Below are 24,427 nucleotides of genomic sequence, written 5' to 3'. Positions count from 1 at the left end.
GGTACATTAGAACGAACACGGGACTGTGTATGACTTCGGCGATACGCCTGAAACTGGAAAACATCGTCAAGGAATACCCGGGGTGCCGGGCCAATGACGGCATTGACCTCACGGTAGGCGCGGGAGAGATTCACGCGCTTCTGGGGGAGAACGGTGCTGGCAAGAGCACTCTGATGAAGGTGATCTATGGCGTGATCCAGCCGGACCAGGGGCGGATTGTCTGGAATGGCCACGAAGTGCGGGTGGATAACCCCGCCCAGGCTCGTCGTATGGGTATTGGTATGGTGTTTCAGCACTTCTCACTGTTCGAGACGCTGACCGTAGCCGAGAACATTGCGCTCAGTCTTCCTCCGGATGAAGCTCGCAACCGCGCCAGGCTGAACCAGCGTATACGCGAAGTTTCCGAGCGCTACGGTATGGCTCTGGATCCCAGACGTTACGTGAGCACTTTGTCGGTGGGGGAGCGTCAGCGGGTGGAAATTGTTCGTTGCCTGATTCAGGAAACGACCCTGCTGATTCTGGATGAGCCGACATCGGTCCTCACTCCCCAGGAAGTTTCCACCCTGTTTGCGACGCTGCGAAAGCTGTCGAAAGAAGGCTGCAGTATTCTGTTTATCAGCCACAAACTCGAAGAGGTGCGTAGCCTCTGTCACACAGCTACGGTGTTGCGTCAGGGGCGGGTTAGTGGTGATTGTCAGCCTGCGGACATATCAGCTAACGACATCGCGCGGCTGATGGTGGGTGACGATACTCCGATTTCTACCCAGGTTACTGCAGCAGAACCGGGAGCCACTCTGATAGAGATCAGAGGTCTTGGCTGGAAGAGTAAGGATCCCTTTGGGACCAGTCTCAGTAATGTGAATCTGGATTTACACAAAGGGGAAATTGTCGGTATTGCCGGGGTTGCCGGTAATGGCCAGGACGAGCTTCTCAAAGCCTTGTCCGGGGAAATCCGCACAGGAACCGGAACTATCACTCTGGACGGGGTGAATATCGCTAACCTGTTTCCGGATCAGCGTCGGAAACTGGGCGTGGCGATTGTGCCGGAGGAGCGCCTTGGGAGAGGTGCTGTGCCCGACATGTCACTCGCTGATAATGCTCTGTTGACTGCCTCCGGGGAGGGTCTGGTAAGTCGGGGCCTGGTTCGTTCTGGCCGGGTCCGGGAGTTTTCCCGTGAAGTAATCCGTCGGTTTGGCGTTCGCTGCACTGGTGAAAACAACACTGCCGGAAGTCTGTCCGGGGGCAATCTGCAAAAGTACATTATTGGTCGGGAAGCTCTTCAGAATCCCCGTCTTCTGGTGGCATCCCATCCTACCTGGGGTGTTGATGTGGGGTCAGCTGTTGCTATCCATGAATCCCTGGTGCGGCTGAGGGATGAAGGCGCCTCCATTCTGTTGATTTCTGAAGATCTGGATGAACTTTATCAGCTGTGTAATCGCCTTGGCGCACTTTGCGATGGCCGTTTGTCTCCGTTGGCCCCCACGTCGGAGCTGAACATTGAGCAGCTTGGACAGTGGATGGCAGGGGAATTTGAATCCGGGGAGGTTGCCCATGCTGTTGCTTGAGCGCCGTCCTGTTCCATCGTCACTGATGCGTTGGGCTTCACCTTTGCTGGCCCTGGTTCTGACCATCATTACCGGCTTTGTGCTGTTTCTGGTGATGGGAAAAGATCCGGTGGAAGGCCTGAAATTCTTCTTTATAACACCGGTCAGTGATCTGTCAGGGCTCTCGGAGCTGGGCCTGAAAATGGCGCCGTTGCTGTTGTGCGCGGCCGGTTTGACGGTGTGTTACCGCGCCAGGGTATGGAATATTGGTGCTGAAGGCCATTTCCTGATGGGGGCTCTGGGTGCCAGCGTGATGGCCATACAACTCTCGGAATCCAGTGGGTTCTGGGTGTTGCCTCTTGTACTGCTGACAGGTGTTCTCGCCGGTATGGTCTGGGCCGCGATTGCAGCAGGGCTGAAAACCCATCTGCACTGCAATGAAATCCTCACGACCATAATGCTCAATTACATTGCATTGAATCTTCTCTTGTTCACCGTGCACGGACCACTCAAGGATCCATTCGGGTTCGGTTTTCCTCAGTCAGTCATGTTTTCCGATTCGGCACTGCTGCCGGCCCTGATTCCGGGTACCCGTTTGCATCTGGGACTGGCGTTCGGCTTGCTGGCTGCGGTGGCGGTGTGGGTTCTGTTTGCCCGCAGTTTTATTGGCTTCCAGCTGAATGTCGTTGGTCAGGATCACCGGGCGGCAGAATTTGCCGGCTTTGGTGTTCGCCGTCTGACCTGGTTTGCATTTCTGATCGGCGGCGCCACAGCCGGGCTGGCGGGAGCTTCTGAAGTAACTGGTCCTATTGGTCAGTTGGTGCCTCAGGTGTCTCCTGGCTACGGCTATACCGCGATCATTGTTGTGTTTCTGGGGAGGATGAATGCTCTGGGCATTGTTGCGGCCAGTGCCTTGCTGGCGCTGACCTTCATAGGTGGAGAAATGCTGCAGATTGCCATGCATATGCCGAAGGCTGTTACGGGGTTGTTTCAGGGGCTGTTGCTGTTTTATCTGCTCACATGCGATGCCTTTATCCATTACCGGATCCGGCGCAGGAAAGCGGCATTGCAACCCCTAAGTGCGGCAGTCACAACTGCGTCGCAGGAGGCTTGAAATGGAACTGATAGTTAATGTCCTTGCCGCAACTGTTGTTGCCGGAACCCCGCTGTTACTGGTAGCCCTGGGCGAGCTGATCTGTGAGCGCTCAGGAGTTCTAAACCTGGGGCAGGAAGGCATGATGCTGATGGGCGCGGTGGCTGGATTTGCAGCCGCGCTGTCCAGTGGGAGCCTGTTGGTTGGGGTTGTTGCAGCCATTGTGGCCGGTATTGGTATGTCCCTGCTGTTTGCATTCATGGCGGTCACTCTGGCAGCAAACCAATACGCAGCAGGACTGGCTCTGACCATATTCGGCACTGGCCTGAGTGCATTTCTCGGGGCGGGGTTTGTGGGCTCATCCATTGAGGGCTTTTCCCGGGTGGCCATTCCGTTGCTGAGTGATATTCCCGTATTGGGTCGTGTGTTCTTCGATCAGGATCCACTGGTTTACGTCTCTTTTATTGCCTTCGCAGGCGTGGCGCTGTTTCTGCGTTACAGCCGGGCTGGTCTGCTTTTAAGAGCTATTGGCGAGGATCCTGAGGCGGCTAACGCCAATGGGCTTCAGGTTTTGCTGGTGCGATACCTGGCAGTGGCTTTTGGTGGTGCTATGGCCGGGCTTGCAGGTGCATATCTGTCCCTGGCCTATACCCCGCTCTGGACGGAAAACATGACAGCCGGCCGTGGCTGGATAGCCCTGGCTCTGGTGGTGTTCGCTACCTGGCGGCCGGAGCGCTTGATTCTGGGTGCCTACCTGTTTGGTGCGGCCAGTATCCTGCACCTGGTGCTTCAGGGGCTGGGCTGGAAAAGCTCCACGGAGTTGCTGGCCATGCTGCCTTATCTGGTGACCATTCTGATGCTGGTTCTACTGTCCTGGAACCCGGCCCGAACCCGACTCAATACTCCACTTTCCCTCGGTCAGCCATACCGGCCGGGATGCTAACAATAATGATCTGAAGAGTTCCAACCCTAACGTAATGAAGAAAGTAACCCTAGAGGATTAACCATGAATGCACTTCGTAAAACATTGATTGCCAGCTGTGTGGCTGCCGCATCTTTCGCTCCTGCTGCTCACGCTGAGAAGTTCTTCGGAGGCTCCAGTATCTCCATACTGCACAGTAACCAGTATCAGGGGGTCCAGTTCGACGCAGGCGGCAATGGTGGTTTTGAATACGAGGCGACTTATTTCACCTTCGAAAATGCCACCGCCCACAACTGGGGCAGCACCTTCTTCTTCATCGACCGTGACCAGGGTCAGGGTTCAGTAGAAGGGGCGGATAACGTATACGGGGAATTCGCGCCCAACGTGAGCGGCAGCTGGCTGACTGGTAAAGATCTCAGCTTTGGTCCGATCAAAGACGTACGCCTGGCGGCCCAGTACGAGTTTGGCGGCGGCACCCAGGTAAATAACTATATGGGCGGTATCGGTCTGGCATGGGACATTCCTGGCTTCATGTATTTCAATACCAGCGTTTACTATGTTGATAATGAGCAGGTCGCTGACGAGAAGCAGCTGACAGTAACCTGGGCCTATCCGTTCGATATTGGTGCTGCCAAATTCCTCATCGATGGTTACATCGACTGGACCTCTGCAGAATCCGATCATAAGTCCGAGTTCCAGTTCACTCCACAGGTCAAAATGGACGTGGGTAACTTCTGGGGCTCGCCTGGCGTTCTTTACGCCGGTGTCGAGTATCAGTACTGGAACAACAAGTATGGTCTGGGTGACACTTTGATGGACGATCAGAGCTCAGTCAGTGCATTGGTGAAATTCCACTTCTGATCCGGTGCAGGAGTCCGGCAGAATCATCCTGTCGGACTCCTGAACAAATGGATAACAAGTGAGAGGCTCATGACTAAAAATTCAGTTGCAGACAGTGTCGCTTCAGATAAAGCAGTTGAGGGCGCAAAAGGTAAAAAATATCGGCCGGGCAGGATCCGGGAACGCAACAGAGAGAAAATTCTGGTTGCTGCCGAGGAAGAGTTTGCACTTAACGGCTACAAAGGCGCTACGATCCAAAGCATTGCCGAACGAGCCGGGCTTCCCAAGTCCAACGTTCTGTATTACTTCAGTAACAAGACACGAATGTATAGCGCCATGTTTGATGACATTCTGGCGCGCTGGAACAAGGTGTTTACGGATATCCGGCCGGAGGATGATCCTGCAGAGGCGTTGGCCACTTTCATCCGGACCAAAGTCGAGATGTCACGAAAGTACCCCTTGTCTTCCCGCTTGTTCGCCATGGAAATCATCCAGGGAGCGCCTTTTCTTGTGGACCATCTGCGCACCAACATGCGTGAGTGGGTCCGGGGCAGGGCTGAAGTCATGCAGTCGTGGATAGACGATGGCCGGATGGCTCCAGTGGATCCGGTGCAGCTGATTTTCCTGATCTGGTCATCCACACAACATTATGCCGACTTCCAGGTGCAGATCCTGATGGTTGAGAACAAGGCCGAATATGAGAAGCGTGATTTTGACCGCGCGGCCGACTTCCTGACTGGCATGATCCTGCGGGGGTGCGGCCTTGAGAGTCCAACATGAATGAGAACGCCTCATATCCGAGAGATATGCGTGGTTATGGTGAGTACCCTCCCCATGCCCGTTGGCCCGGAAATGCCCGGGTAGCTGTTCAGTTTGTACTTAATTACGAAGAAGGTGGAGAGAATTGCGTGCTTCACGGAGACGAACACTCCGAGACGTTCCTCTCCGACATTATTGGTGCTGAAGCCTACAGAGGGCGGCACATGAGCATGGAGTCCCTCTATGAGTATGGATCCCGTGCCGGTGTCTGGCGCATTCTGCGTGAATTCCGCAAGCGTCAGCTACCCCTGACAGTATTCGGCGTCACTATGGCTCTTGCCAGAAACCCGGAGGTGGTGCAGGCCTTTATTGATGATGGCCACGAGATTGCCTGCCATGGTCAGCGCTGGATTCACTACCAGGAGATGGCCGAGACCGAGGAACGCCGCTGGATGGAACTGGCGCTGGAGCAGCACGCCCGGTTGACCGGAGCACCTGCATTGGGCTGGTATACCGGCCGCGACAGCCCGAATACCCGCCGTCTGGTTGTAGAGCATGGCGGACTGGAATACGACAGCGATTACTACGGAGACGACCTTCCTTTCTGGACTACGGTTGAAACCCGTGACGGAGAGCTCAAACCCCATCTGGTTGTTCCCTACACGCTGGAAGCCAACGATATGCGCTTCTGTTCGCCCCAGGGATTCAACTCGGGAGAGCAATTCTTTCAGTACCTGAAAGACACTTTTGATGTGTTGTACGAAGAAGGCGCTGATGCCCCGAAGATGATGTCTGTAGGCCTGCATTGCCGGGTTGTTGGTCGTCCGGGACGCTTCAGGGCTTTACAGAGGTTTCTGGATTATATCCAGCAACACGAACAGGTATGGGTGTGCCGGCGTATTGATATTGCCCGCCACTGGAAACAGGAACACCCCTTTCAGGCGACTGATACCGGAGTAAAAGAATGACTGATGCAATAGTGGCGCCTGTTGTCGAGGGGCCTGACTTCACCCGTAAAGGCCTGAATCTGGCCGATGGTAGCCTGGGAGCGGAAGTGACTCAGGTGACCGATGAATTTTTTGCGTCGCGGGAGCGCATGCTGAGCCCGGATCAGCCTGTGTTTTACCCCGACCGTTTTGATGACAATGGCAAATGGATGGACGGATGGGAAACCCGCCGTCGTCGTACTACCGGCCACGACTGGTGTGTTGTTCGCCTGTCGACACCCGGGATTTTGATGGGTGTGGATTTTGACACCAGTTTCTTCACCGGAAACTTCCCCCCGGCGGCCTCGCTGGAGGCATGCTACTGCCCGGATGGTGAGCCTGGCGAAAACAGCAACTGGCAAACACTGGTGCCCGCAATCGAATTGCGAGGCAACGATCACCGATTCTGTGAAATCGCATCGGATCAGGCGTGGAGCCATGTGCGTGTACACATATTCCCCGATGGGGGGCTGGCGCGCCTGCGAATATACGGCAAACCATACTGTGACTGGTCTGCACTACAGAGCACTGGCCCGGTTAACCTGCTTGCTCTGGAACATGGTGGTGACCAGGTGGCCTGGAGTGACGCCCACTACGGTGAGCCCCGCAAGCTGCTGCGACCGGGCCGGGGTATCAATATGGGCGATGGCTGGGAGACCCGTCGCAGGCGTGAGCCGGGAAATGACTGGTGCATTCTGGCTCTTGGCCACAAAGGTATAGCTGAACGCATCGAAGTGGATACAGCGCACTTCAAGGGTAATTTTCCGGCGGCTTGCTCTGTACAGGCTGCCTGTGTCGAGTCTGGAGAGAGCACTGCCCAGTCTCTCATTACCCAGAGTATGTTCTGGCATACGTTGATGGACGATCAGCCACTGACCGCAGACGCCATCCATCAGTTTACCGATCTGAAGGATCTGGGTGCGATTACCCATATCCGTTTCAATATGATTCCTGATGGTGGCGTGAGCCGGGTGAGACTGTTCGGGAAGCCGGTGTCATGAGTCATCCCCGGACAATCATCGCGGAATTGCACCGCGCATAGCACCGGTACTGCCGGCCAGCCAATGTTTTGCCAATGCCTGATGTTCTCCCTCGAATAAAAATTATAGGGAAATCACAAGCGGGTGTGAGTCTGAATGTCAGATCACCCGCATGACCTTATGTTTGGAGAGAGTGCATGACGACCAAGACAGTATCTTTTGCAACGAAAGTGCGGCGCCCCGGTCGGGTAGCGACTATGTTGATGGCGGCGGGGCTGGCCATGCTGGCAACGCCTGGCTCCCTGTGGGCTGATGATCTTGAGAAGGTGACCTTTCGCACCAACTGGTTCCCCCAGGCCGAACATGGTGGATGGTACCACGCGGATTCCCAGGGTACTTATGAGGACTATGGGCTTGATGTGGACATGGCTCCCGGAGGGCCTCAGGTCAACAACCTGCAATTGCTGCTCGGCGGTCAGGCTGATTTTGTGATGCTCCATTCGAGCGGCCAGATTCTCAATGCTATTGGGGAAGATCTGCCTGTAGTGGCGCTTGCGGCGTTCTACCAGAAAGACCCGCAGATCATCATGACCCACCCGGGGGTCGGGAACGACAGGCTGGAAGATCTCAAAGGCAAACCGATCCTGCTGTCCCAGGATGCTCACCAGTCATTCTGGCCGTGGCTGAAACAGAAATACGGCTACACCGATGAACAGGTTCGTCCGTATACCTTCCAGATGGGGCCGTTTATTGCAGATCCTCAGGTTATCCAGCAGGCCTATGTAACCTCGGAAACTTTTGTTGTGAAGCAGGCTGGTATCGAGCCCAATGTGTTTCTGCTGTCTGATCATGGCTGGGAGTCTTACTCCACTCTGATCGTTACCACTCGCAAAACTCTGGAAGAACGCCCGGAAGTTGCCCGCAAGTTTGTGGAAGCGACCATTGAGGGCTGGTACCAGTATCTGCAGGACCCTGCAGCTACCAATGAATACATTCATGGGCTGAACGAGAACCAGGGTCCGGATCAGCTTGCCCATTCTCTCAGGGAGATGGATGAGCGTGGCATTGTCCTTTCTGGCGATGCCCTGACCGGTGGTATAGGCATCATGACCGACGAACGTTGGCAGGATATCTATAAGCAACTGGTTAGCCTGGATCTGATCGATGAATCCGTTGATCCCACCAAGGGCTATACCACAGAGTTCGTTGGTACTGAGGCCATCCATGACATTATGGCCCGGTATCCGGACGTGTCCGGTGCCGGCAGCGAGTAAGTGGAACCTGTGAACGGCATAGTCAGCGAACGCCAGGCGGTCCGGGTCATGCACCCGGAGTCGCCCCGTCAGGCGGTCAGTTTCGCCAAACGCTTCCGGTCGCCCTACATTGCTGGTGGCACCTGGTTGCAGCCATCCTGTGAACGTGACCGGCAGTGGCCCGTGCAGTTGGTGGCGCTGAATCCTGATTGGCCGGAATTTCGTGGTATTCGGGAGACGGAAGAGGGTCTCAGCATTGGAGCGTTAACCACTCTGGACGAGCTGGCCCGCCACCCTTTGATGGCGTTGTACCTTCCTCAACTGAACGGTTTGATTAAACGTGTAGCAGGACCCGGTGTGCGTCATCTGGGAACAGTCGGCGGAAATCTGTTTGCCGGCGGGGACCTGTCAGCGCTGGCGCTTGCCCTGGACACTGAGGTGGACCTGGTGGGAAGCAAAGGCAGCAACCGCCGGCCTTTGACCCGATGGCTACCGGATCGCCAGGGCGGCGATCTGCTCAGGTCTGTCTCCTTGCCAGACAGCCGTGGCTGGCGTGTTTCTCTGGAAAAGCTTGGCTATCGGGAACGCTTTAGTCCCACCCGCGCCACTGTGGCGTGTGTTCATGATGGCGAGAAGGTGCAGTTGGCAGTGTGTGGTGAAGGAGGCCCGGGACGATTGACGGTTACCGAAGCCATGCTGAGAGATGAGGGCATTCGTGAACTCACGGATCTGGCGATAGTGGTGGACAGTGAGCTGGAAACTCTGGGCTGGCACGACACCCGGTTAAGGCTGGCCGTGCGACGGATGCTGGAGTCTGGACTGATGGAGTTGACCCGTGACGTCTGAAAATTTACAGGGGGCAGTCAGAAAGCTGATGACGCTGGACGGAAACTCCGTCCGTAACGCAACCTCTAAGATGGATCTGGCCCCGCGTATCGAAGGTGGTCTGGCCTATGCCACTGATCAGCGACACCTGCCCGGGTTGCTGCATGGTGCCATTCTTCGTAGTACCTGCGCCCATGCCCTGATTACCCGGGTAGATACCTCCCGCGCTCTGAACATGCCCGGCGTGCATGCGGTGATCAAGGCGGACGATGTGCCGGGTCTGAATCGTTTCGGCATTGTGATTCGCGATCAGCCGGTGTTTTGTGATGACCGGGTCCGCTACGAAGGAGATGCGATAGCTGCCGTGGCAGCAGACACTCCGGAGCAGGCCAGAGCAGCGCTGGATGCCATTGAAGTGGATTACCAGCCACTACCGGTGGTCAGTGATGCTTCCCTGGCTGAGCAGCAGACTGCTATCCACTCCTCCCATGAAGAGCACGGTGGCAGCAACCTGTTGGTCCGGGAAACGCTTGAATGCGGCGACATTGATGACGCGCTTTCCCGTTGTACTGTGATCGCAGAACATCATTATCAGACTCCCCGCCAGATGCATGTGTTTATGGAAACCGAAGGCGGGGTGGCCATTCCTGATGGCAAAGGTGGTGTGCTATTCCGGGTAGGATGCCAGTCCGGTCATCGTGATGTGGAACAACTGGCAGATATTCTTGGTGTTGCCCGTGAAAAGGTGGCTGTCGAGTCCATGGCCACCGGTGGCGCCTTCGGTGGCAAGGATGAACTTACAGTGCAGCCGGCTGCTGGTTTGCTTGCATTGAAAACCGGGCGCCCGGTAATGATCCATTTGGATCGGTTCGAATCCTGCCGGGCCGGCATCAAGCGCCACCCGGTGTCAGTAAAAATGACCACCGGGTGTGACGCGGCAGGACGTTTGCTGGCTCATAAAGTAGAGGCAGTTCTGGACACCGGCGCATACGCCAGTCTGGGGCCGGCCGTGCTTGAGAACTATCTGGACCACGCCACGGCACCCCTGTACCGGATTGAGGCCTATCGTGTGTCCGGTCGCCTGGTTTATACCAATAATGGTGTGTGTGGGGCCTTCCGGGGCTTTGGCGGAAACCAGGCCACTTTCGCGGTGGAATCGCAGCTGGATGAGCTGGCCCGCGGCCTTGGTATTGAGCCCGCGACCCTTCGCCGGATCAACCTGCGTTCTCCGGGTGATGCCGGTAGCCGCAACCAGACTGTTCGCTGGACGGCGCCGCCCGCCGACGTGCTGGCGGCTGCCGTAGCTTCCCCTCTTTGGTCCCGCGGTGACACGGATAATGGCCGTTGGCTGACAGGCACGGGTATGGCTATGGGTGCCCAGGGCAACGGTTTGGGAGATGGTTTACCTGACAGTGGTGGCGGTCGTATCAGCTTGTCACCGGCAGGTCGTATCTGCGTGGAATTCGGTTTTACGGACTATGGCCAGAACATTGTCGAGTCCATCACCCGATCCGTCTGCAATGGGGTGGGCTGCAGGGAAGCCGACGTGGAAGTTGTACTTGGGAGCTCCCGGGGACCGGACTCCGGGCCCACCAGCGCATCTCGCAGCACCGTACTGGTACACGGTGTACTGGCCAGCATTCTGCCCCGCTGGATGGATGCGGTGCGTGGGCATGCCGCCCGCGTGAGCGGCCAACCGGAAAAAGGCCTTGAGTTTGGCCCGGGGGGTATATTTTCTGATGGTCGGCAGGTGTTGAGCTATCGGGAGCTGGCTGAGAGCACCAACCCTGGCGGCATGACGGCCAACGCCAGCCAGGATTTTCCGGTGGCGCCGGACAGTGAACACCCCGTGGGCCGTTATCTGCAGCTGCAGATCGCGACTGTGGCCCGGGTAGAAGTGGATCGTATCACTGGTCGGGTCCGGGTGACGGACCTTCATCACGTTACGGCGGCCGGGCCTGTGATCTACCCTCCCGGTTATCTGGGGCAGATCGAGGGTGCTGCTGTGATGGGGCAGGGCATGACTCTGACTGAAGACATGACAGCCCATGAAGGCCGCTACCAGGCAGACAATCTGGATCAGTACCTGATTCCCACCTTTCATGATGCCCCTCTCCAGCGTGTTGATGTTCTGGACAATACACCAGAGGACGATCCGTACCCGGTAAGGGGCGTGGGTGAACTGGGTATTGAAGCAGTAGCACCGGCTATTACTGCGGCGATCGAAGCGGCAACCGGTGTCAGGGTCCGGCGGCTGCCGGTAGATCCCGGAGACTTGCTGGTGGCAATGGCTGCACAGGAACAAAACCTATGAGTGATCATTATCCGCTGCCGGAAACTCCGGCACAGCAAAACATCAGTTTTGAGCTGAACGGAGAGGCTGTTACCCGATCCGCGTCGGATGCCGGGACCCTGCTGGATATCCTGCGGGAATCTGGCCAGATCACCTCAGCCCGGCCCGGGTGCCGTGTAGGTCGATGCGGTGCCTGTCAGGTACTGCTGGATGGTTGTGCTGTGCCCTCTTGTCTGGTGATGGCCTGGCAGCTGCCTGGACGTCATGTGCAGACCGTAGAGGGGCTGAACAAGGATCCCGACTTTCTCGCTGTACGTGATGCACTGGCAAGTGAGAGTGCCTTGCAGTGTGGCTACTGCACACCGGGTTTTGCGGTCTCTCTGGTTGCAGGGATCAGGCAGCGCCGACAGGGAAGCAAGGTGGATCTGACGGAATGCGTAGCTGGCAATCTCTGCCGTTGTACCGGTTATGGCGGCCTGCGGCGGGCCATTGCTCGACTTGCTGCTCCTGGCTGCGCGGATGAAGCGGATGGCCGGAGTACCTCAGAACAGGAGAAGCTATGATGACTACGACCTTGGCCAGCAAACGCAGGCTCCTGTTGAGCGCAGACGCCGTATTGCCCATGACTGCTGGCAATCCCATAATCCAGGACGGCGCCGTGTTGGTGATGGGTGAAACCATTGAAGCTGTTGGTCCCCGTTCGGTATTGCTGGAACGTGCTCCGGATGCCGAGCTCCGGGATTACGGTCGCGCGGTGCTGATGCCGGGGCTGATCAATACTCACAGCCACTCCGGCCTCTTACGGGGCACCGCAGAGGAATTGCCTGTGTGGGAGTGGCTACAGCAGTATATCGATCCGATGCACCGTGTGCTCAGGCCAGAAGAAGCAGAGGCTGCCTCCAGGCTGTGTTATGCGGAAAGCCTGCTGGCCGGCACTACCACGTCGGTGGATATGTGGCGCTATATGGCCGGTTCTGCCCGGGCGGCAGAAGCTCTGGGGAATCGTGTGGTAATGGTGCCCTACGTAGGTGAGGCACCGGGTTACGATTATTTCGATACTCTGGATGATAACGAAGCTCTGATCTCGCAATGGCATGGCGGGGCTGGTGGCCGGGTTAACGTATGGGTGGGTCTGGAACACCAGTACTATGCTACAGAAGCTGCGTGCCGTCGGGTTGTGGATCTGTGCGATCACTACAGCACCGGGTTTCATACCCACTCGAACGAAAGCCAGAATGAAATCCCCGAGGCTATGCGCCGGCACGGGATGAGCCCTGTGCGTGCTCTGGAGAAGCTGGGTCTTCTGTCGCCGGAACGGGTATTACTGGCTCATTGTGTCTGGCTTGATGATGACGAACTCCAGTTGCTGGCAGCCAACAACATCGGCGTTGCTCACAATCCCTCAAGTAACATGAAACTGGCCAGCGGTCCGGCGCCTGTGGAAGCCATGATCGCCGCCGGTATCCCGGTGGGTATTGGCACAGATGGTGAGAAGGAAAATAACAACCTGGACATGTTCGAGGAAATGAAAATCGCCTCGCTGCTGGCCAAGTTGAGGGCCATGGATGCCGCCGCCTGGAAATCCTGGGATGTCCTGCGGGCGGCTACCATCGAAGGTGCCAGGGCATTGGGCATGGATCGTGAAATTGGTTCTCTGGAGCCGGGCAAGCAAGCGGATGTGATTGCCGTACGTGCCGATACCGCCAGGATGACGCCGTTTATTCCCTCGGGGTCATTGCAGAACCTGCATCATAATCTTGTGCATTCCGTACTGGGTGGAGATGTTGCAATGACCATGGTGGCGGGAAGGGTACTCGCTGAGAACCAGATATTGCTCAGTGGCGATATGGCTGAATATATCGACCACGCCAACCAGGCGGCTGACCGGCTGCTCACACGCCGTGACCAGTGGCTTGCCTCAAACAGAAACGGGGTGGCGACGCCGGTATAAGTTCTTGCAGGGCAAGGGAGGGCGTTTAAACGCCCTCCCGGTGCATTCCTTTCAGTAACGGGGTTTCTCAGACCGAAAGCAGGACAAAGTCATCCTTGGTCACCAGGCATTCGGGGCATACCCAATCATCCGGGATGTCTTCAAATGGCGTTCCTGGAGCAATGCCTGAGTCCGGGTCACCTACCGCCTCGTCGTAGATCCAGCCACACACCTGGCAGATCCATTGGGGAGCTGCGCCTTCATTGGCTTTGGCTGGCGGCTGTTCAGCGGAATCATTGGCCGCTTGTTCGCGGGTTGCGCCAAGGCGGCGTTCGAATGCCAGCCGGCCCTTCTGTTCCAGCTCAAATGCCCGCAAGACCCTCGCTTCAACACGCGCCTGCCGGTCCTGGGTGGTGGCATAACGGTGTACGGTCATACGCCCCAGAGAAACATGGAACTTTTCATCGGGAATGATCTTCTGAAGCATCGCACGGGTGCTTTCGGGGATACGCGGCAGCAGTCCCTCGAAGGCGTCCATGGCGCCCAGTTCTCCGGTGATGTTGTGGGCCGCTACCCGTTCCAGGGTATCGTCGCCGCTGGAGTAAAACTCGCTGACCCACTCAACCCATTCGGGCTCCGGTGACCAGCCCTCCATGGATGCTCCCAGAGACTGCAGGTGGGACAGGATCAGCTTGTAGTGTTTACCTTCGTCGGCGACCTGCTGACAAAGTCCAACAAATACCTCTGGTTCTGGAGTATCCCGTAGCCACGAACCAATAAAACCAGCGGCTTCCTGCTCATACCAGCACTGGAATTTAAGCCACTCAAGCAATTCTGCCCGATCCAGCGGCTGGTAGCCGCCAAAACTCTTTTCCGGCTCGGAGAGAGCATCCCGGCGCTGCTCAAGGGTTCGTACCAGATCATCATAGAAAACTTTCGGATCGACAGCGGTTTTTTGCATGGCAGTAGCGCTACTCATACTGCCTCCTTCAGTTCTGCTGTCTGTTTCTGGTCGTGAACAGCGTCATACCACTTGCCGTTACGCAGGCATCCCACTGCCCGCAGCCGACGCGGAGCAACAAGTTCCTCATTGCCGTCGGACAGGGTGCAAGGCCCCTCCTCGATATCCAGCACGCTGACTTCAGCCGGCCGCCCGATACTCAGCGAGCCATAGGTATCCTGCTTGTTGATAGCGCGGGCCGGGTTAATGGTGGTCATGGCAATGACCTTCTCCAGCGGTACGTCGAGAGCCCAGATTTTGGACATGGTGGTGGACAGCGAGTACACCGGCCCGTCCACGTTGAACACGTTCAGGTCGGTAGAGATGGTGGTCGGCAGATAACCCCGTTCGATCAGCCTCCGTGCCGTGCGGAAGTGGAAATCCCCGGCGGAATGACCTATGTCCATGAGCACGCCCCGCTCGTAAGCGTCTTTGTATGCTTTGGTCGGTTCGCCGTTCTGGTCGAGCTGGCCACCGCCGCCGCGACAGGCGTGGGTGATCATGTCGCCCTTACGCAGCTTGTAAAGCAGCTTTTCCGTATCCAGCACCGGCGTGTGTGGGAAGGCGCCGAGGTGGATCATTATGGGCAGGTCCGGAGCAATCTGATGGGCAGCTTCCAGAAATGGTGAACGGTCCGGGTCGTCAGTAATGGTTGCCCGTACTTTGAAGCCGACGATGACATCGCGGTTGTCATCCACCACTTTTCTGGCAGATTCGACATCGATATTGCGCTCATCATCGGCAATGCGCAGATAGTGGCAGACGAATGTTTTGTTGGCCAGATAGATCTGCGAAGGGTCGAGAAGGGCGAAGATCTTGGTTTTGGTATCCGGGTGGTCAATGATGGCCTTGCGGGCGAGCCCGAAAATGGTGCTGCTGGTGGTTCCTGCGTCGACCATGATCGGCACCCCCGAATCGACCCCCATGAGATCTGTTGGCAGGCAGAAGTCGCCCAGCCCTGTGTAGCAGTGGGTATGAATATCGATCAGGCCAGGAGTCACAAGCTTGCTGGTCATGTCCAGAACCCGGGCGTCAGGGTATTGCTGGCCGGCATCCGGTCCAACGGCAATGATGGTGTCACCCCTGGTGACGACGTCGGCAATGCCGTCGAACCCGTTGGCAGGGTCGATAACCCGGCCACCTTTCAATACCTGCACATCGTTTTGCATGGAAGGCATAGCATTCCTCCAGAATCTCTCGAGAACCGTACGCCGGAGAGGCGTTATGACAGAGGAATGTCATCTTGACTCAGGAGTCTGATCCAGGAGGTTCTCTTGGCCCGGAAATTCCCTGAAAGAAGTTAAGCAGGATATATGCCAGCGATTCCGGAGGAGTCGTTAATGGCCCGGGCACGGAGCAATTAATGATCAGGTGGTCAATAAAGCTGACTGTTTGTGGTGCAAGTTGCAGCAAAGTGAGCGCTTGCGGTGCACCTGAATGGCGGGTTCAGGGTATTTATTGGCGGTTGGCGCTGTCTGAGGCGTGGCATAGCGATTGCTTTCAAAAACTGATCAATTGGTCAGAAAGTATCGGGAGTCAGTATGTCCAGTTTTGCAATCCGCCATGCCGCGATATTTACCGCTGATCCTGGCGATCGGGTGATACCGGTTGGCACCCTGGTGGTGCAGGACGGCATCATTACCCGGATAGGAGAGGATGGGGATGTAAATATCCCGGAGGACTGCAAGGTGATTGATGCCCGGGGGCACGCCTTATTGCCGGGATTGATCGATTGTCACTCCCACTCCAGTCTGATGCGCGGCGTCACTGAAAATATGCCCCTGATGGAGTGGCTGCCCTGGTACCAGCTGGAACACCGGGCCATGACGGAAGAGTTTGCCTACCATTCTGCCCGCCTGTGTTACCTGGAAGCCCTGCAGTCCGGCACTACCTGCGTTATGGATATGTTCCGCTTCATGGATCGCTGCGCTGATGCGGCTGCCGAGCTGGGCCTGAGGGTTCAGCTGGCGCCTTATGTGGCAGACAAGCCTGGTAAGGATTTTTTCTCAACCCGGGAAGAAAACCGCCGGCTGATCCACAGTCATCATGAATCCCTGAACGGTCGCATCCGTGTATGGATGGGGCTGGAGCATCTGTTTTACTGTACCGAAGATGCCTATCGAGAAGCTGCTCAGCTGAGCCGGGAATATGGCGTGGGCATTCATACCCATTGCAGCGAGCAGAAAGAAGAAGAGCAGGCGGTCACCGCCGAGCTGGGTCGCCGGTCGCTGGCGATGCTGGACCACTACGGCATCCTGGGCGAACGAACCCTGCTGGCCCACTGTGTCTGGCTGAATGATGATGAGATTGCCCGGGTAGCTGACACAGGTACAAGCATTGCCCACTGCCCGGTGAGTAACGCCAAACTTGCCAGTGGCGTGGCGCGAGTGCCTGAAATGCTTGCGGCTGGCGTAACGGTAGGGCTGGGCACCGACGGTCCTGTATGCAATAACAGCCTGAATATGTTCGAGGAGATGAAGTTCGCCTCTCTCATTCAGAAGGCTACTCGCCTGGATGCCATCACTATGCCCGCCGACCAGATCCTGCGCATGGCTACCATAAATGGTGCAAGAGCACTGGGGCTGGATCAGGAGATCGGTTCGCTGGAAGTGGGCAAAAAGGCCGACCTGTTATTGCTGGATATTATGACGGCTAACATGACCCCGGTCAGTGTGAATGAAGCGGGCGGTAGCCTGTTGTGGAATCTGGTGTTTTCTGCGGGTAGCACGAATGTGGCCGGAGTATGGGTGGATGGTGTCCGCCTGATCGACAAGGGCGAAGCTACCCGGGTTAACCAGTCCTCAGTCATTGTCGCCGCCCAGCATCAGGGGCTGGCCCTGCAGGAAGCCTGCCAGACGTTTTCACATACCCGAACCACCATGATTTGATGACATCTACAACGATGGAGGAACACTATGTCTTCACTACCAATTATTTCCCTGACGGGTTTACGCAGCAGCGACCCGAAAGAGCGCCTGGCCACTGCGGCGGAACTGGGCCATGCATGCCGTGACGTCGGGTTTTTCTACGTGACCGATCACGGTATCCCCCAGACGGTCTGCCAAGGAGCTTTTGATCTCGCCAGACAACTCTTCGAATTGCCAGCGGACGACAAGGCAGATCTGTCGATCAGGCGCTCACCTCATAATCGTGGTTATGTGGCCATGGCCGATGAGAAGCTGAACCCGGAATCGGGTGCAGACATGAAGGAGGCGTTCAATATCGGGACAGACTTCCCTGAAGATCACCCCGATGTTCTGGCTGGCAAACCCTTTCGGGGTGTCAATTTCTGGCCACCAATCGAGGGCTGGAGGGAGCAGGCCCTGAACTATTTTGATCACTGTCTGGAGCTGGGGCGGACAATCCATCGAGGCTTCAGTCTCGATCTTGGGTTGAGCGAAGATTTCTTTGCGCAGCACCTGACCCTGCCCATTGCGACTTTGCGAATGCTACGTTATCCGCCGACTGCCGGAAGCACGGATCGCGAAGATGGGGGCGCAGGTACCCACTCGGACTATGGCAATATCACCATCCTCGCAACGGATGAGGTGGCAGGACTGGAGGTTCTTAATCGAAAAGGGGAATGGATTCAGGCGCCTTATGTGCCCGGAGCCTTTGTCTGCAATATCGGTGACTGCCTGATGCGCTGGAGCAACGATGTATATGTCTCCACTCCTCACAGGGTCAGGCCGCCGGCCAGGGAACGTTACGCGATTGCTTTCTTCCTGGAAGTGAACCCTGAGTCAGTGATAGACCCGAGGGATGTTGTGCCCGATCAGGTGCCGAAATACGAGCCGGTGACCTGTGCCGACTATCTGGCTGCGCGACTTAATGCCACCTACGATCACCGTCAGGACGAAGCCTGACCCGTATGGTCAGGCTCTGTCGCCGTGTTCAGAACAGGCGTGCAAGGATATCTTCAGAGGTCGTTACTTCCCCGAATTCATAGGCGAATGTTGTGAGTGCGACCTTCTGCACCTCATCAGCAGTTACCTCACCGAACCCGAGATCCGGGTAAGGCATGGCAGCGCTGGCATCACTGAGTGCAATGACCTTGTATTCCCGATGAACGGCATCGCGAATGGTGGTGTCGCAGCAGACGTTGGTTACCGTACCGCAAACAATCAGAGTGTCCACATCTCTGGAGCGCAACACAGTATCCAGATCAGTGCCGTGGAAGCCGCTATAGAACAGTTTGTCCACTACAACGTCGTCGGGGCCGGGGGCAAGCTCATCGATTATCTCAACCATGGGATTGGTGCGGCCCAGTACCTGATCCACATCCGGGTACATATCCTTCATGCGCCCGGTGTCACTGCCATCACCTCGAACAATATGGCGCAGATACACCACAATTACTCCGGCTTTGCGGCAGGTATCTGCCAGCCGCCTGATCTTCGGTGTGATGTTTTTGGTAGCTGGTACGTAAAGATCACCCTCCGGATTACAGAAAACTTTCTGCATGTCCACAATGATCAGGGCAGTCCGGTCCGGGACCACTGGCCAGGCTTGATTAAGTTTCGGCATGCGCCAGTTTTCTCCTTCTAGTGCGGAGCCAGATCACGATGAATGGCATAGGGTCCCCAGGACTGACGTACGGGTACCATTTCAACCCGGTTGATGTTGATGTGGTCGGGCAAATTGGCAATGTGGGCAACCTGCTCAGCCACATCTTTGGCGGACAGGGGGACGGTTCCTTTATAGACAGAATCGGAAGCGGCCTGATCACCATTGTTCCGCACTATCGAAAATTCAGTTTCGGCAATACCTGGAGCCAGGTCGGTCACTCGTACTCCCGTGCCTGTCAGGTCGCACCGGAGGTTGTACGAAAATTGTTTGATGAAAGCCTTGCTGGCGCCATAAACATGGCTGCCCGGGTAGGGCCATTCACCGGCGGTGGAGCCGATGTTGATGATGCTGGCGCCAGCGCCGCTCCGGATCAATGCGGGAAGCAGTGCGTGGGTGACATTGACCACACCCGTGATGTTGGTGTTGATCATGGTGTGCAGATCCGAAAGCTCCACATCCTGCATGGCGTCGGGAGCCAGAGCCAGCCCGGCGTTATTGACCAGTGTATGAATGTTGCGAAAGCTGGCGGGCAGGGATTCAATACCCTGCTGCACCGCATCGGCGTCCTGTACATCCAGTTTTAACGGATGAACCTGCGTTATTGCCCCCAGTTCGTCGGCCAGAATATGCAGCCGCTCTGTACGCCGACCGGCAATGACAAGGTTCCAGCCATCCTGGGCGAACCTGCGTGCGATGGCTGCCCCGAAGCCGGATGTGGCGCCGGTTACAAATAGGGTTTTGTTCAACGTTCTTTCTCTCCTGGGTTGGTTGATGGGCGGGCCAGAACATTTGTCAGGTGCGTTCTTCCCGGATAAAGGGTGCTCCCAGAGCTCCTGGCTGACTGCTGATATCCCGTTTTGATACGGCGACCCAGACCATTACGCCAAGAGTAATTGCATAGGGCGCCATGAATACGAAGTACTGGGGCAGTTTGATGCCCGATGCAGCCAGTTGGGGGATCAGTGCCTCAATGCAGCCAAACAGGAGGGCGCCGGCCAGAGCTTTCCACGGAGACCAGCGGGCAAAAATAACCAGGGCGACAGCAATCCAGCCGCGGCCGGCGGTCATATTGGATATCCAGAGTTTGTTGCTGAGTACGGCGATGAAAGCACCCGCCAGACCAATAAGGGCAGCACCAATCACAATCGCTGCCAGTCGATACCCCAGCACGGAGATGCCGGCAGCGTCGGCAGCCTGTGGGTTTTCTCCAACCGCTCGCAGTCGCAGGCCGTGGGTTGTTCTGTTCAGGGCCCAGACGGAGAATACGAAAACCAGCGGAACCAGATAGACCACAATGTTCTGGATGAAAAAACGGCCCACATAAGGCAGTTCGGACAGGGGCCAGAGTGCAATGCTTCCCAACCCGGAAACCGGCTGGTTGGTCCAGCCCATCAGTGTGCCGGTCAATGTGGTCAGCCCCTGGCAGAAAAACACCAGAACCAGCCCGGAAATGACCTGATTGATACGCATCACCAGAACCATCAGGGCGAATAACAAAGAGACAATGCTGGCTGCAATCATGGCGATCGCCAGAGCCACGGCCGTATTGTCAAAAGTCAGGGCGGCGCCGACACCTATAACAGCGCCCACCAGCATCAGCCCTTCAGCACCGAGTGCCAGTACGCCTGATTTCTCGGTAATGATCAGTCCCAGGGCTGCCAGGGCAAAAGGAACAGCGAATTCAGGGATGTTACCCATCCAGCTGGTAATCAGGTCCATGGTCAGTCTACCCCCTGAACGCGACGGATACGATGACGGATAAAGAAGTCCGAAGATGCAACACAGATCACCAGTACGGCCTGGATGAGTTGCACCATGGCAAACGGGATCTGGTAGAACACCTGAAGGCTGCGACCTGATACGAACAGAGTGGCAATCAGCAGAGCGGCACAGGTGGCCGCGATTGGGTTGTTACGCGCCAGAAACGCGATGAGAATTCCGGAAAATCCATAGCCCACATAGAAGGAGTGTGTAAGACGGCCTTCCTGTCCGGCAGCGACCATCAGGCCTGCCAGTCCGGCGAGTGCGCCAGAGAAGAGAACGGCAATCAAAATGGTTTTTGCCACGGGAACCCCGACAGCTCCGGCTACTTTGGGGCTTTTGTCCACAAAGCGGAGATACAGGCCAGCGCGGGAGATGTTGACGAACCAGAGTACGATCAGTGCGATCACAATGGCGATAGGGATCGAAAGGCTTAGGCCGTTGCCAAGTTCTGGCAGGAGTTCGAAGCTGTCGTACTTGGGCGAATAAGGGAAGGCGTCTTTTGGGTCCTTCCAGGGGCCATACATGAGGTGCAGCAGGACATTGATTGCGATGTAGTTCAGCATCAGTGTGGAGACAATCTCGTTCACCTGCAGCTTGAGCTTCAGCAGTACAGGTGTAACCGCCCAGAGTAGCCCGCACACCATGGCCACAACCATCATCAGAGGCAGGCGCATACCCGGGCTACCGATATCCCATATGGTGACGGCCGTTGCGCCTACAGCTCCAAATATCATCTGGCCTTCCAGCCCGAGGTTCCAGAATCTGGCGCGGAATGCCAGGCAGCCGGCCAGGCCGACCATAATCAGTGGCGATGCCTGAAACAGCACAGACTTCAGGCTTTGGGCATCAAACAGTGTGAGAATGACAAATTCGTTCAGTAGCTCTCCGGCAGGTACGCCTGCCAATACCAGTATGGCGCCAGACAATAACAGCCCCAGAAGCATGGATACCCCGAGGATCAGAGCCTGCCAGGGCCACGCCATCTGTTGGCGGACTTCCAGAGTATATCTGCGGTTCATCAGAGGGCGCTTTAATGCAAAGTCAGACATGGTTCACCATTGCTTGCCCGATTGCCTGGCGGTCAGCCGGCTGTGAAAATTCGGCCACGATACGGCCGGCGGACATGACGCCGATCCGGTCTGCCATGGCCATGACTTCATCCAGATCCTCACTGATAAGAAGCACTGCCGCACCGTCATCCCGCGCAGCCCGCAGTCTGTCCCTGACAGCTTCTGTTGCCTTTACATCAAGGCCGCGACTCGGGCTGTGGGCGAGAACCAGCCTGGGCGGGTGTTTGAACTCCCTGGCAATGACCAGTTTCTGGGCATTACCCCCGGAAAGCAGAGCAGCTTTCTGTTTCAGGGAGCGAACGCCCTGAACATCAAACTGGCGTACCGCTTCTGCGGCGTCCGCTTCAATGGCCCGGGTTTTCAGGTACCAGAATGGGCCATATCGGCCGGAGTGAATGTCTCCAAGAGCATAGTTGTCTGCAATCGAAAGGGGCCCCGCTAAAGCAGCGCCATAGCGGTCGGCAGGTATGGAGGCAATGCCTATGGCGCGCCTTCTGGCGGCATCAAAATCGGCAAGGTCTCCTTCGCCAACTATCTCCATCTGTCCTTCTACTGGTTCGGGAATCCCCATCAGGGCATTGGCGAGTTCGCTCTGGCCATTGCCTCCGACTCCTGCAAGCCCATAGATCTCCCCCTGATTCAGGGTGAGGTTCAGGTTATTGAGTGCGCGTAGCGGTCCCGTGCTGGTGAGGCCTTTTACCTGCAGGTAGGGGGCCCCTGGCTCGCGTTCTCCGGGAGTGGCTGACTGGTCGGGAGCGGATTCACCCACAGTGAGTCTGATCAGTTCATCAACAGATACGGAATCCGGTTTCAGGCTTTTGACTGTGCGGCCTGCGCGCATAATGGTGACCTGGTCCGCGTAGCGCAGAACATCGTTCATCTTGTGCGTCACCAGAATGACGGCTGCGCCTTCCCGGGCAAACCCTTGCACGGTGGTCAGCAGTCGTTCGGCCTCTTCTTCGGTGAGTACCGCTGTCGGCTCGTCAAGGATCAGCACCTTGGCTCCGGCCAGCAATACTTTAAGTATCTCTACCCGCTGCTGTTCAGCTATGGATAGCTGGTCAACGCGAGTGTCTGGGTCAATTTCAAATCCAATGCGTTTGGCCATGGCTCGGATGTCATCAGACACCCGGCGCAGGCGCTCCCGGTAAAGGCCCGCAGTCTGAATATGCCCCAGGTTCAGGAGAATATTCTCGGCAACGGTAAATGGCATCACCAGTTTGAAGTGCTGGTGCACCATACCAATGCCCATTTTTGCAGCTTCTTTGGGGCCTTTGAGTTTTACCGGGTTATCATCAATGAACAGCGATCCGCCTTCGGGGCCATACAAGCCGGCCACAATGTTCATCAGGGACGACTTTCCGGCTCCGTTTTCCCCCAGCAGGGCATGCACCTCTCCCCACTTGGCGGTAAAGTCAGCGTCAGACAAGGCCTTGAAACCGTCAAAGGTCTTGCTGACACCGCTCAGCTGGATCGCGTTCTGTTTACTCATTGCTGTGTAATAACTCCATCCACAAACCAGTCCATTTGCCAGAGATCGCCGTCAGATACGACTTCTCCTGCGGCTGCGCGAACGGTACCGTTCTGATCTGTCAGCGGGCCGGCATAGATTTGCAGTTCGCCATTCATCAGCTTCTCGCGGGCTGCCATGATCTTGGCTTCTTCTTCCTCATCAATGTTCGGTCCGCAGCAGGCGATGTCAGTACCACCTTCTTGCATGGAAAGCAGAGCGCCGTGTGGTGCAGGTACCCAGTTCCCGGCAATGATTTTTTCCAGTTCGTTTTTCAGGAAGCGGTCCCAGACCCAGACTGAAGAACAAACGGTGGCTTCCGGAGCAAACTCACGGAAATCACGATGGTGCCCTGTGCCGTAGACGCCATTTTCCTGGGCAACCAGTTGCGGTGTCGGGGTGTCTACGTGCTGGCCGATGACATCAGCACCCTGATCGATCAGGGCCTTGGTTGCTGAGCGTTCTTTGGTGGGGTCGTTCCAGGCGCCGGTATAGACAACGGTCACGGTTGCATCCGGGTTCATTTCCCGGGCACCCATGGCGTAGGCGTTGATTGTCCAGTTCACTACGCCGAACGGGTTAGCGGCAACGAAACCGAGCTTGCCGGATTCAGACGCTGCGCCGGCGGCCATGCCACAAAGGTACTGGCTTTCGTAGGTGCGGCCATAGTACGACAGAAGATTGGGGCCATTGGTGGTGCCGGAACCGTTCAGGAAGGCTACGTCCGGGTAGTCTTCGGACAGTGACTTGAAGGTATCGGAGTAACCGAATGCAGTACCGATAATGATGTTGGCGCCACGCTTGATAAAGCGTTCAACGGCCGGTCGGATAGCCGAGGCGGATTCAGGAACGCTTTCCACGTACTGGATCTTGATATCCAGGTCTTTTTCCAGGCGCTGACGGGCTTCGTCAAAGGCCTGAGTCCAGCCACCATCATTGGTTGGGGAAATATACAACATGGCGATCTTTGGCGGCCCGTCGAGAGTCAGCCCCTCGGCATTCGCGATGTTCATAAGGCCAAAGAAGCTGGCCAGTGCAAAGCCGGCACTGAGTATTAGCTTTTTCATCGAGTTATTTCCTTTGGGTTGG

At 56.6% G+C, this 24,427-nt stretch carries 22 protein-coding genes; 14 read left to right on the top strand and 8 right to left on the bottom strand.

Translation table 11 applies throughout. The features are described from left to right. Positions 1-29: 29 nt before the first annotated feature. The 12 genes from DS878_RS11785 to DS878_RS11730 all read left to right on the top strand — a co-directional run bounded on the left by DS878_RS11785 (position 30) and on the right by DS878_RS11730 (position 13,446). Positions 30-1,565 (top strand): ABC transporter ATP-binding protein, encoded by a 1,536-nt coding sequence (locus DS878_RS11785; protein ID WP_113816137.1) that lies wholly within the window; start codon positions 30-32, stop codon positions 1,563-1,565. Beyond that, entirely contained in the window at positions 1,552-2,658 is a 1,107-nt protein-coding gene (locus DS878_RS11780; RefSeq protein WP_113816136.1) for an ABC transporter permease, read from the top strand. The genes DS878_RS11785 and DS878_RS11780 overlap by 14 nt, the downstream gene beginning before the upstream one ends. Position 2,659: 1 nt before the next feature. Continuing rightward, complete coding sequence (locus DS878_RS11775; protein ID WP_113816135.1) at positions 2,660-3,580, top strand: ABC transporter permease; 921 nt, start codon at positions 2,660-2,662, stop codon at positions 3,578-3,580. A gap of 63 nt (positions 3,581-3,643) precedes the next feature. After that, on the top strand, positions 3,644-4,420 hold the full coding sequence (locus tag DS878_RS11770; protein ID WP_113816134.1) for an outer membrane protein OmpK: 777 nt from the start codon (positions 3,644-3,646) through the stop codon (positions 4,418-4,420). A 69-nt stretch (positions 4,421-4,489) separates the two neighbouring features. Then, a complete protein-coding gene (locus tag DS878_RS11765; RefSeq protein WP_113816133.1) occupies positions 4,490-5,179 on the top strand; it encodes a TetR/AcrR family transcriptional regulator in 690 nt (229 codons plus the stop codon). Beyond that, positions 5,176-6,126 (top strand): allantoinase PuuE, encoded by a 951-nt coding sequence (gene puuE / locus DS878_RS11760; RefSeq protein WP_113816132.1) that lies wholly within the window; start codon positions 5,176-5,178, stop codon positions 6,124-6,126. The genes DS878_RS11765 and puuE overlap by 4 nt, the downstream gene beginning before the upstream one ends. After that, positions 6,123-7,145 carry an allantoicase gene (alc, locus tag DS878_RS11755; RefSeq protein ID WP_113816131.1) on the top strand — a complete coding sequence of 341 codons (1,023 nt, stop codon included), beginning with the start codon at positions 6,123-6,125 and terminating at the stop codon, positions 7,143-7,145. Before puuE ends, alc begins: the two co-directional genes overlap by 4 nt. Before the next feature lie 176 nt (positions 7,146-7,321). After that, positions 7,322-8,398, top strand: coding sequence for an ABC transporter substrate-binding protein (locus DS878_RS11750; RefSeq protein WP_113816130.1), 1,077 nt, complete (start codon positions 7,322-7,324; stop codon positions 8,396-8,398). Beyond that, on the top strand, positions 8,399-9,223 hold the full coding sequence (locus tag DS878_RS11745; RefSeq protein ID WP_113816129.1) for an FAD binding domain-containing protein: 825 nt from the start codon (positions 8,399-8,401) through the stop codon (positions 9,221-9,223). Next, the gene (locus DS878_RS11740) at positions 9,213-11,516 is read left to right on the top strand and encodes a xanthine dehydrogenase family protein molybdopterin-binding subunit (RefSeq protein ID WP_113816128.1); all 2,304 of its coding nucleotides are present in this window, start codon (positions 9,213-9,215) and stop codon (positions 11,514-11,516) included. The genes DS878_RS11745 and DS878_RS11740 overlap by 11 nt, the downstream gene beginning before the upstream one ends. After that, the gene (locus tag DS878_RS11735) at positions 11,513-12,058 is read left to right on the top strand and encodes a (2Fe-2S)-binding protein (RefSeq protein WP_113816127.1); all 546 of its coding nucleotides are present in this window, start codon (positions 11,513-11,515) and stop codon (positions 12,056-12,058) included. The genes DS878_RS11740 and DS878_RS11735 overlap by 4 nt, the downstream gene beginning before the upstream one ends. After that, on the top strand, positions 12,055-13,446 hold the full coding sequence (locus tag DS878_RS11730; RefSeq protein ID WP_261977790.1) for an amidohydrolase: 1,392 nt from the start codon (positions 12,055-12,057) through the stop codon (positions 13,444-13,446). The genes DS878_RS11735 and DS878_RS11730 overlap by 4 nt, the downstream gene beginning before the upstream one ends. Positions 13,447-13,513: 67 nt before the next feature. Here the strand turns inward: DS878_RS11730 and DS878_RS15740 are convergent, their stop codons facing one another. After that, on the bottom strand, positions 13,514-14,404 hold the full coding sequence (locus DS878_RS15740; RefSeq protein WP_410003473.1) for a rubredoxin: 891 nt from the start codon (positions 14,402-14,404) through the stop codon (positions 13,514-13,516). Beyond that, entirely contained in the window at positions 14,401-15,603 is a 1,203-nt protein-coding gene (locus tag DS878_RS11715) for an amidohydrolase/deacetylase family metallohydrolase (RefSeq protein WP_113816126.1), read from the bottom strand. Before DS878_RS11715 ends, DS878_RS15740 begins: the two co-directional genes overlap by 4 nt. A gap of 363 nt (positions 15,604-15,966) precedes the next feature. Here DS878_RS11715 and DS878_RS11710 point away from each other — a divergent pair, with 363 nt between their 5' ends. Beyond that, on the top strand, positions 15,967-17,313 hold the full coding sequence (locus DS878_RS11710; protein WP_113816125.1) for an amidohydrolase family protein: 1,347 nt from the start codon (positions 15,967-15,969) through the stop codon (positions 17,311-17,313). Positions 17,314-17,340: 27 nt separating this feature from the next. Then, on the top strand, positions 17,341-18,291 hold the full coding sequence (locus DS878_RS11705) for an isopenicillin N synthase family dioxygenase (RefSeq protein ID WP_113816124.1): 951 nt from the start codon (positions 17,341-17,343) through the stop codon (positions 18,289-18,291). A 28-nt stretch (positions 18,292-18,319) separates the two neighbouring features. Here DS878_RS11705 and DS878_RS11700 read toward each other — a convergent pair whose 3' ends face one another. Genes DS878_RS11700 through DS878_RS11675 form a run of 6 tightly spaced genes read right to left on the bottom strand, consistent with a single transcriptional unit; the run spans position 18,320 to position 24,405 of the window. Next, complete coding sequence (locus tag DS878_RS11700; RefSeq protein WP_113816123.1) at positions 18,320-18,952, bottom strand: isochorismatase family protein; 633 nt, start codon at positions 18,950-18,952, stop codon at positions 18,320-18,322. Positions 18,953-18,969: 17 nt separating this feature from the next. Then, positions 18,970-19,740 (bottom strand): SDR family NAD(P)-dependent oxidoreductase, encoded by a 771-nt coding sequence (locus DS878_RS11695; RefSeq protein ID WP_113816122.1) that lies wholly within the window; start codon positions 19,738-19,740, stop codon positions 18,970-18,972. Between the two features lie 46 nt (positions 19,741-19,786). After that, positions 19,787-20,713, bottom strand: coding sequence for an ABC transporter permease (locus DS878_RS11690; RefSeq protein WP_113816121.1), 927 nt, complete (start codon positions 20,711-20,713; stop codon positions 19,787-19,789). A 2-nt stretch (positions 20,714-20,715) separates the two neighbouring features. Beyond that, the gene (locus tag DS878_RS11685) at positions 20,716-21,807 is read right to left on the bottom strand and encodes an ABC transporter permease (RefSeq protein ID WP_113816120.1); all 1,092 of its coding nucleotides are present in this window, start codon (positions 21,805-21,807) and stop codon (positions 20,716-20,718) included. Continuing rightward, entirely contained in the window at positions 21,800-23,320 is a 1,521-nt protein-coding gene (locus DS878_RS11680) for an ABC transporter ATP-binding protein (RefSeq protein WP_113816119.1), read from the bottom strand. The genes DS878_RS11685 and DS878_RS11680 overlap by 8 nt, the downstream gene beginning before the upstream one ends. Beyond that, positions 23,317-24,405, bottom strand: coding sequence for a BMP family ABC transporter substrate-binding protein (locus tag DS878_RS11675; RefSeq protein WP_113816118.1), 1,089 nt, complete (start codon positions 24,403-24,405; stop codon positions 23,317-23,319). The genes DS878_RS11680 and DS878_RS11675 overlap by 4 nt, the downstream gene beginning before the upstream one ends. Positions 24,406-24,427: the final 22 nt, after the last annotated feature.

Source organism: Marinobacter sp. F3R11, from assembly GCF_003318275.1.
Taxonomy (GTDB): Bacteria; Pseudomonadota; Gammaproteobacteria; order Pseudomonadales; family Oleiphilaceae; genus Marinobacter.
This window is presented reverse-complemented; position numbering and strand designations above follow the sequence as displayed.

Coding starts and splice junctions, on each gene's coding strand:
- DS878_RS11785 (WP_113816137.1), top strand. CDS start 30: ATGACTTCGGCGATACGCCTGAAACTGGAAAACATCGTCAAGGAATAC.
- DS878_RS11780 (WP_113816136.1), top strand. CDS start 1,552: ATGCTGTTGCTTGAGCGCCGTCCTGTTCCATCGTCACTGATGCGTTGG.
- DS878_RS11775 (WP_113816135.1), top strand. CDS start 2,660: ATGGAACTGATAGTTAATGTCCTTGCCGCAACTGTTGTTGCCGGAACC.
- DS878_RS11770 (WP_113816134.1), top strand. CDS start 3,644: ATGAATGCACTTCGTAAAACATTGATTGCCAGCTGTGTGGCTGCCGCA.
- DS878_RS11765 (WP_113816133.1), top strand. CDS start 4,490: ATGACTAAAAATTCAGTTGCAGACAGTGTCGCTTCAGATAAAGCAGTT.
- puuE (WP_113816132.1), top strand. CDS start 5,176: ATGAATGAGAACGCCTCATATCCGAGAGATATGCGTGGTTATGGTGAG.
- alc (WP_113816131.1), top strand. CDS start 6,123: ATGACTGATGCAATAGTGGCGCCTGTTGTCGAGGGGCCTGACTTCACC.
- DS878_RS11750 (WP_113816130.1), top strand. CDS start 7,322: ATGACGACCAAGACAGTATCTTTTGCAACGAAAGTGCGGCGCCCCGGT.
- DS878_RS11735 (WP_113816127.1), top strand. CDS start 11,513: ATGAGTGATCATTATCCGCTGCCGGAAACTCCGGCACAGCAAAACATC.
- DS878_RS11730 (WP_261977790.1), top strand. CDS start 12,055: ATGATGACTACGACCTTGGCCAGCAAACGCAGGCTCCTGTTGAGCGCA.
- DS878_RS15740 (WP_410003473.1), bottom strand. CDS start 14,404: ATGAGTAGCGCTACTGCCATGCAAAAAACCGCTGTCGATCCGAAAGTT.
- DS878_RS11715 (WP_113816126.1), bottom strand. CDS start 15,603: ATGCCTTCCATGCAAAACGATGTGCAGGTATTGAAAGGTGGCCGGGTT.
- DS878_RS11710 (WP_113816125.1), top strand. CDS start 15,967: ATGTCCAGTTTTGCAATCCGCCATGCCGCGATATTTACCGCTGATCCT.
- DS878_RS11705 (WP_113816124.1), top strand. CDS start 17,341: ATGTCTTCACTACCAATTATTTCCCTGACGGGTTTACGCAGCAGCGAC.
- DS878_RS11700 (WP_113816123.1), bottom strand. CDS start 18,952: ATGCCGAAACTTAATCAAGCCTGGCCAGTGGTCCCGGACCGGACTGCC.
- DS878_RS11690 (WP_113816121.1), bottom strand. CDS start 20,713: ATGGACCTGATTACCAGCTGGATGGGTAACATCCCTGAATTCGCTGTT.
- DS878_RS11685 (WP_113816120.1), bottom strand. CDS start 21,807: ATGTCTGACTTTGCATTAAAGCGCCCTCTGATGAACCGCAGATATACT.
- DS878_RS11680 (WP_113816119.1), bottom strand. CDS start 23,320: ATGAGTAAACAGAACGCGATCCAGCTGAGCGGTGTCAGCAAGACCTTT.
- DS878_RS11675 (WP_113816118.1), bottom strand. CDS start 24,405: ATGAAAAAGCTAATACTCAGTGCCGGCTTTGCACTGGCCAGCTTCTTT.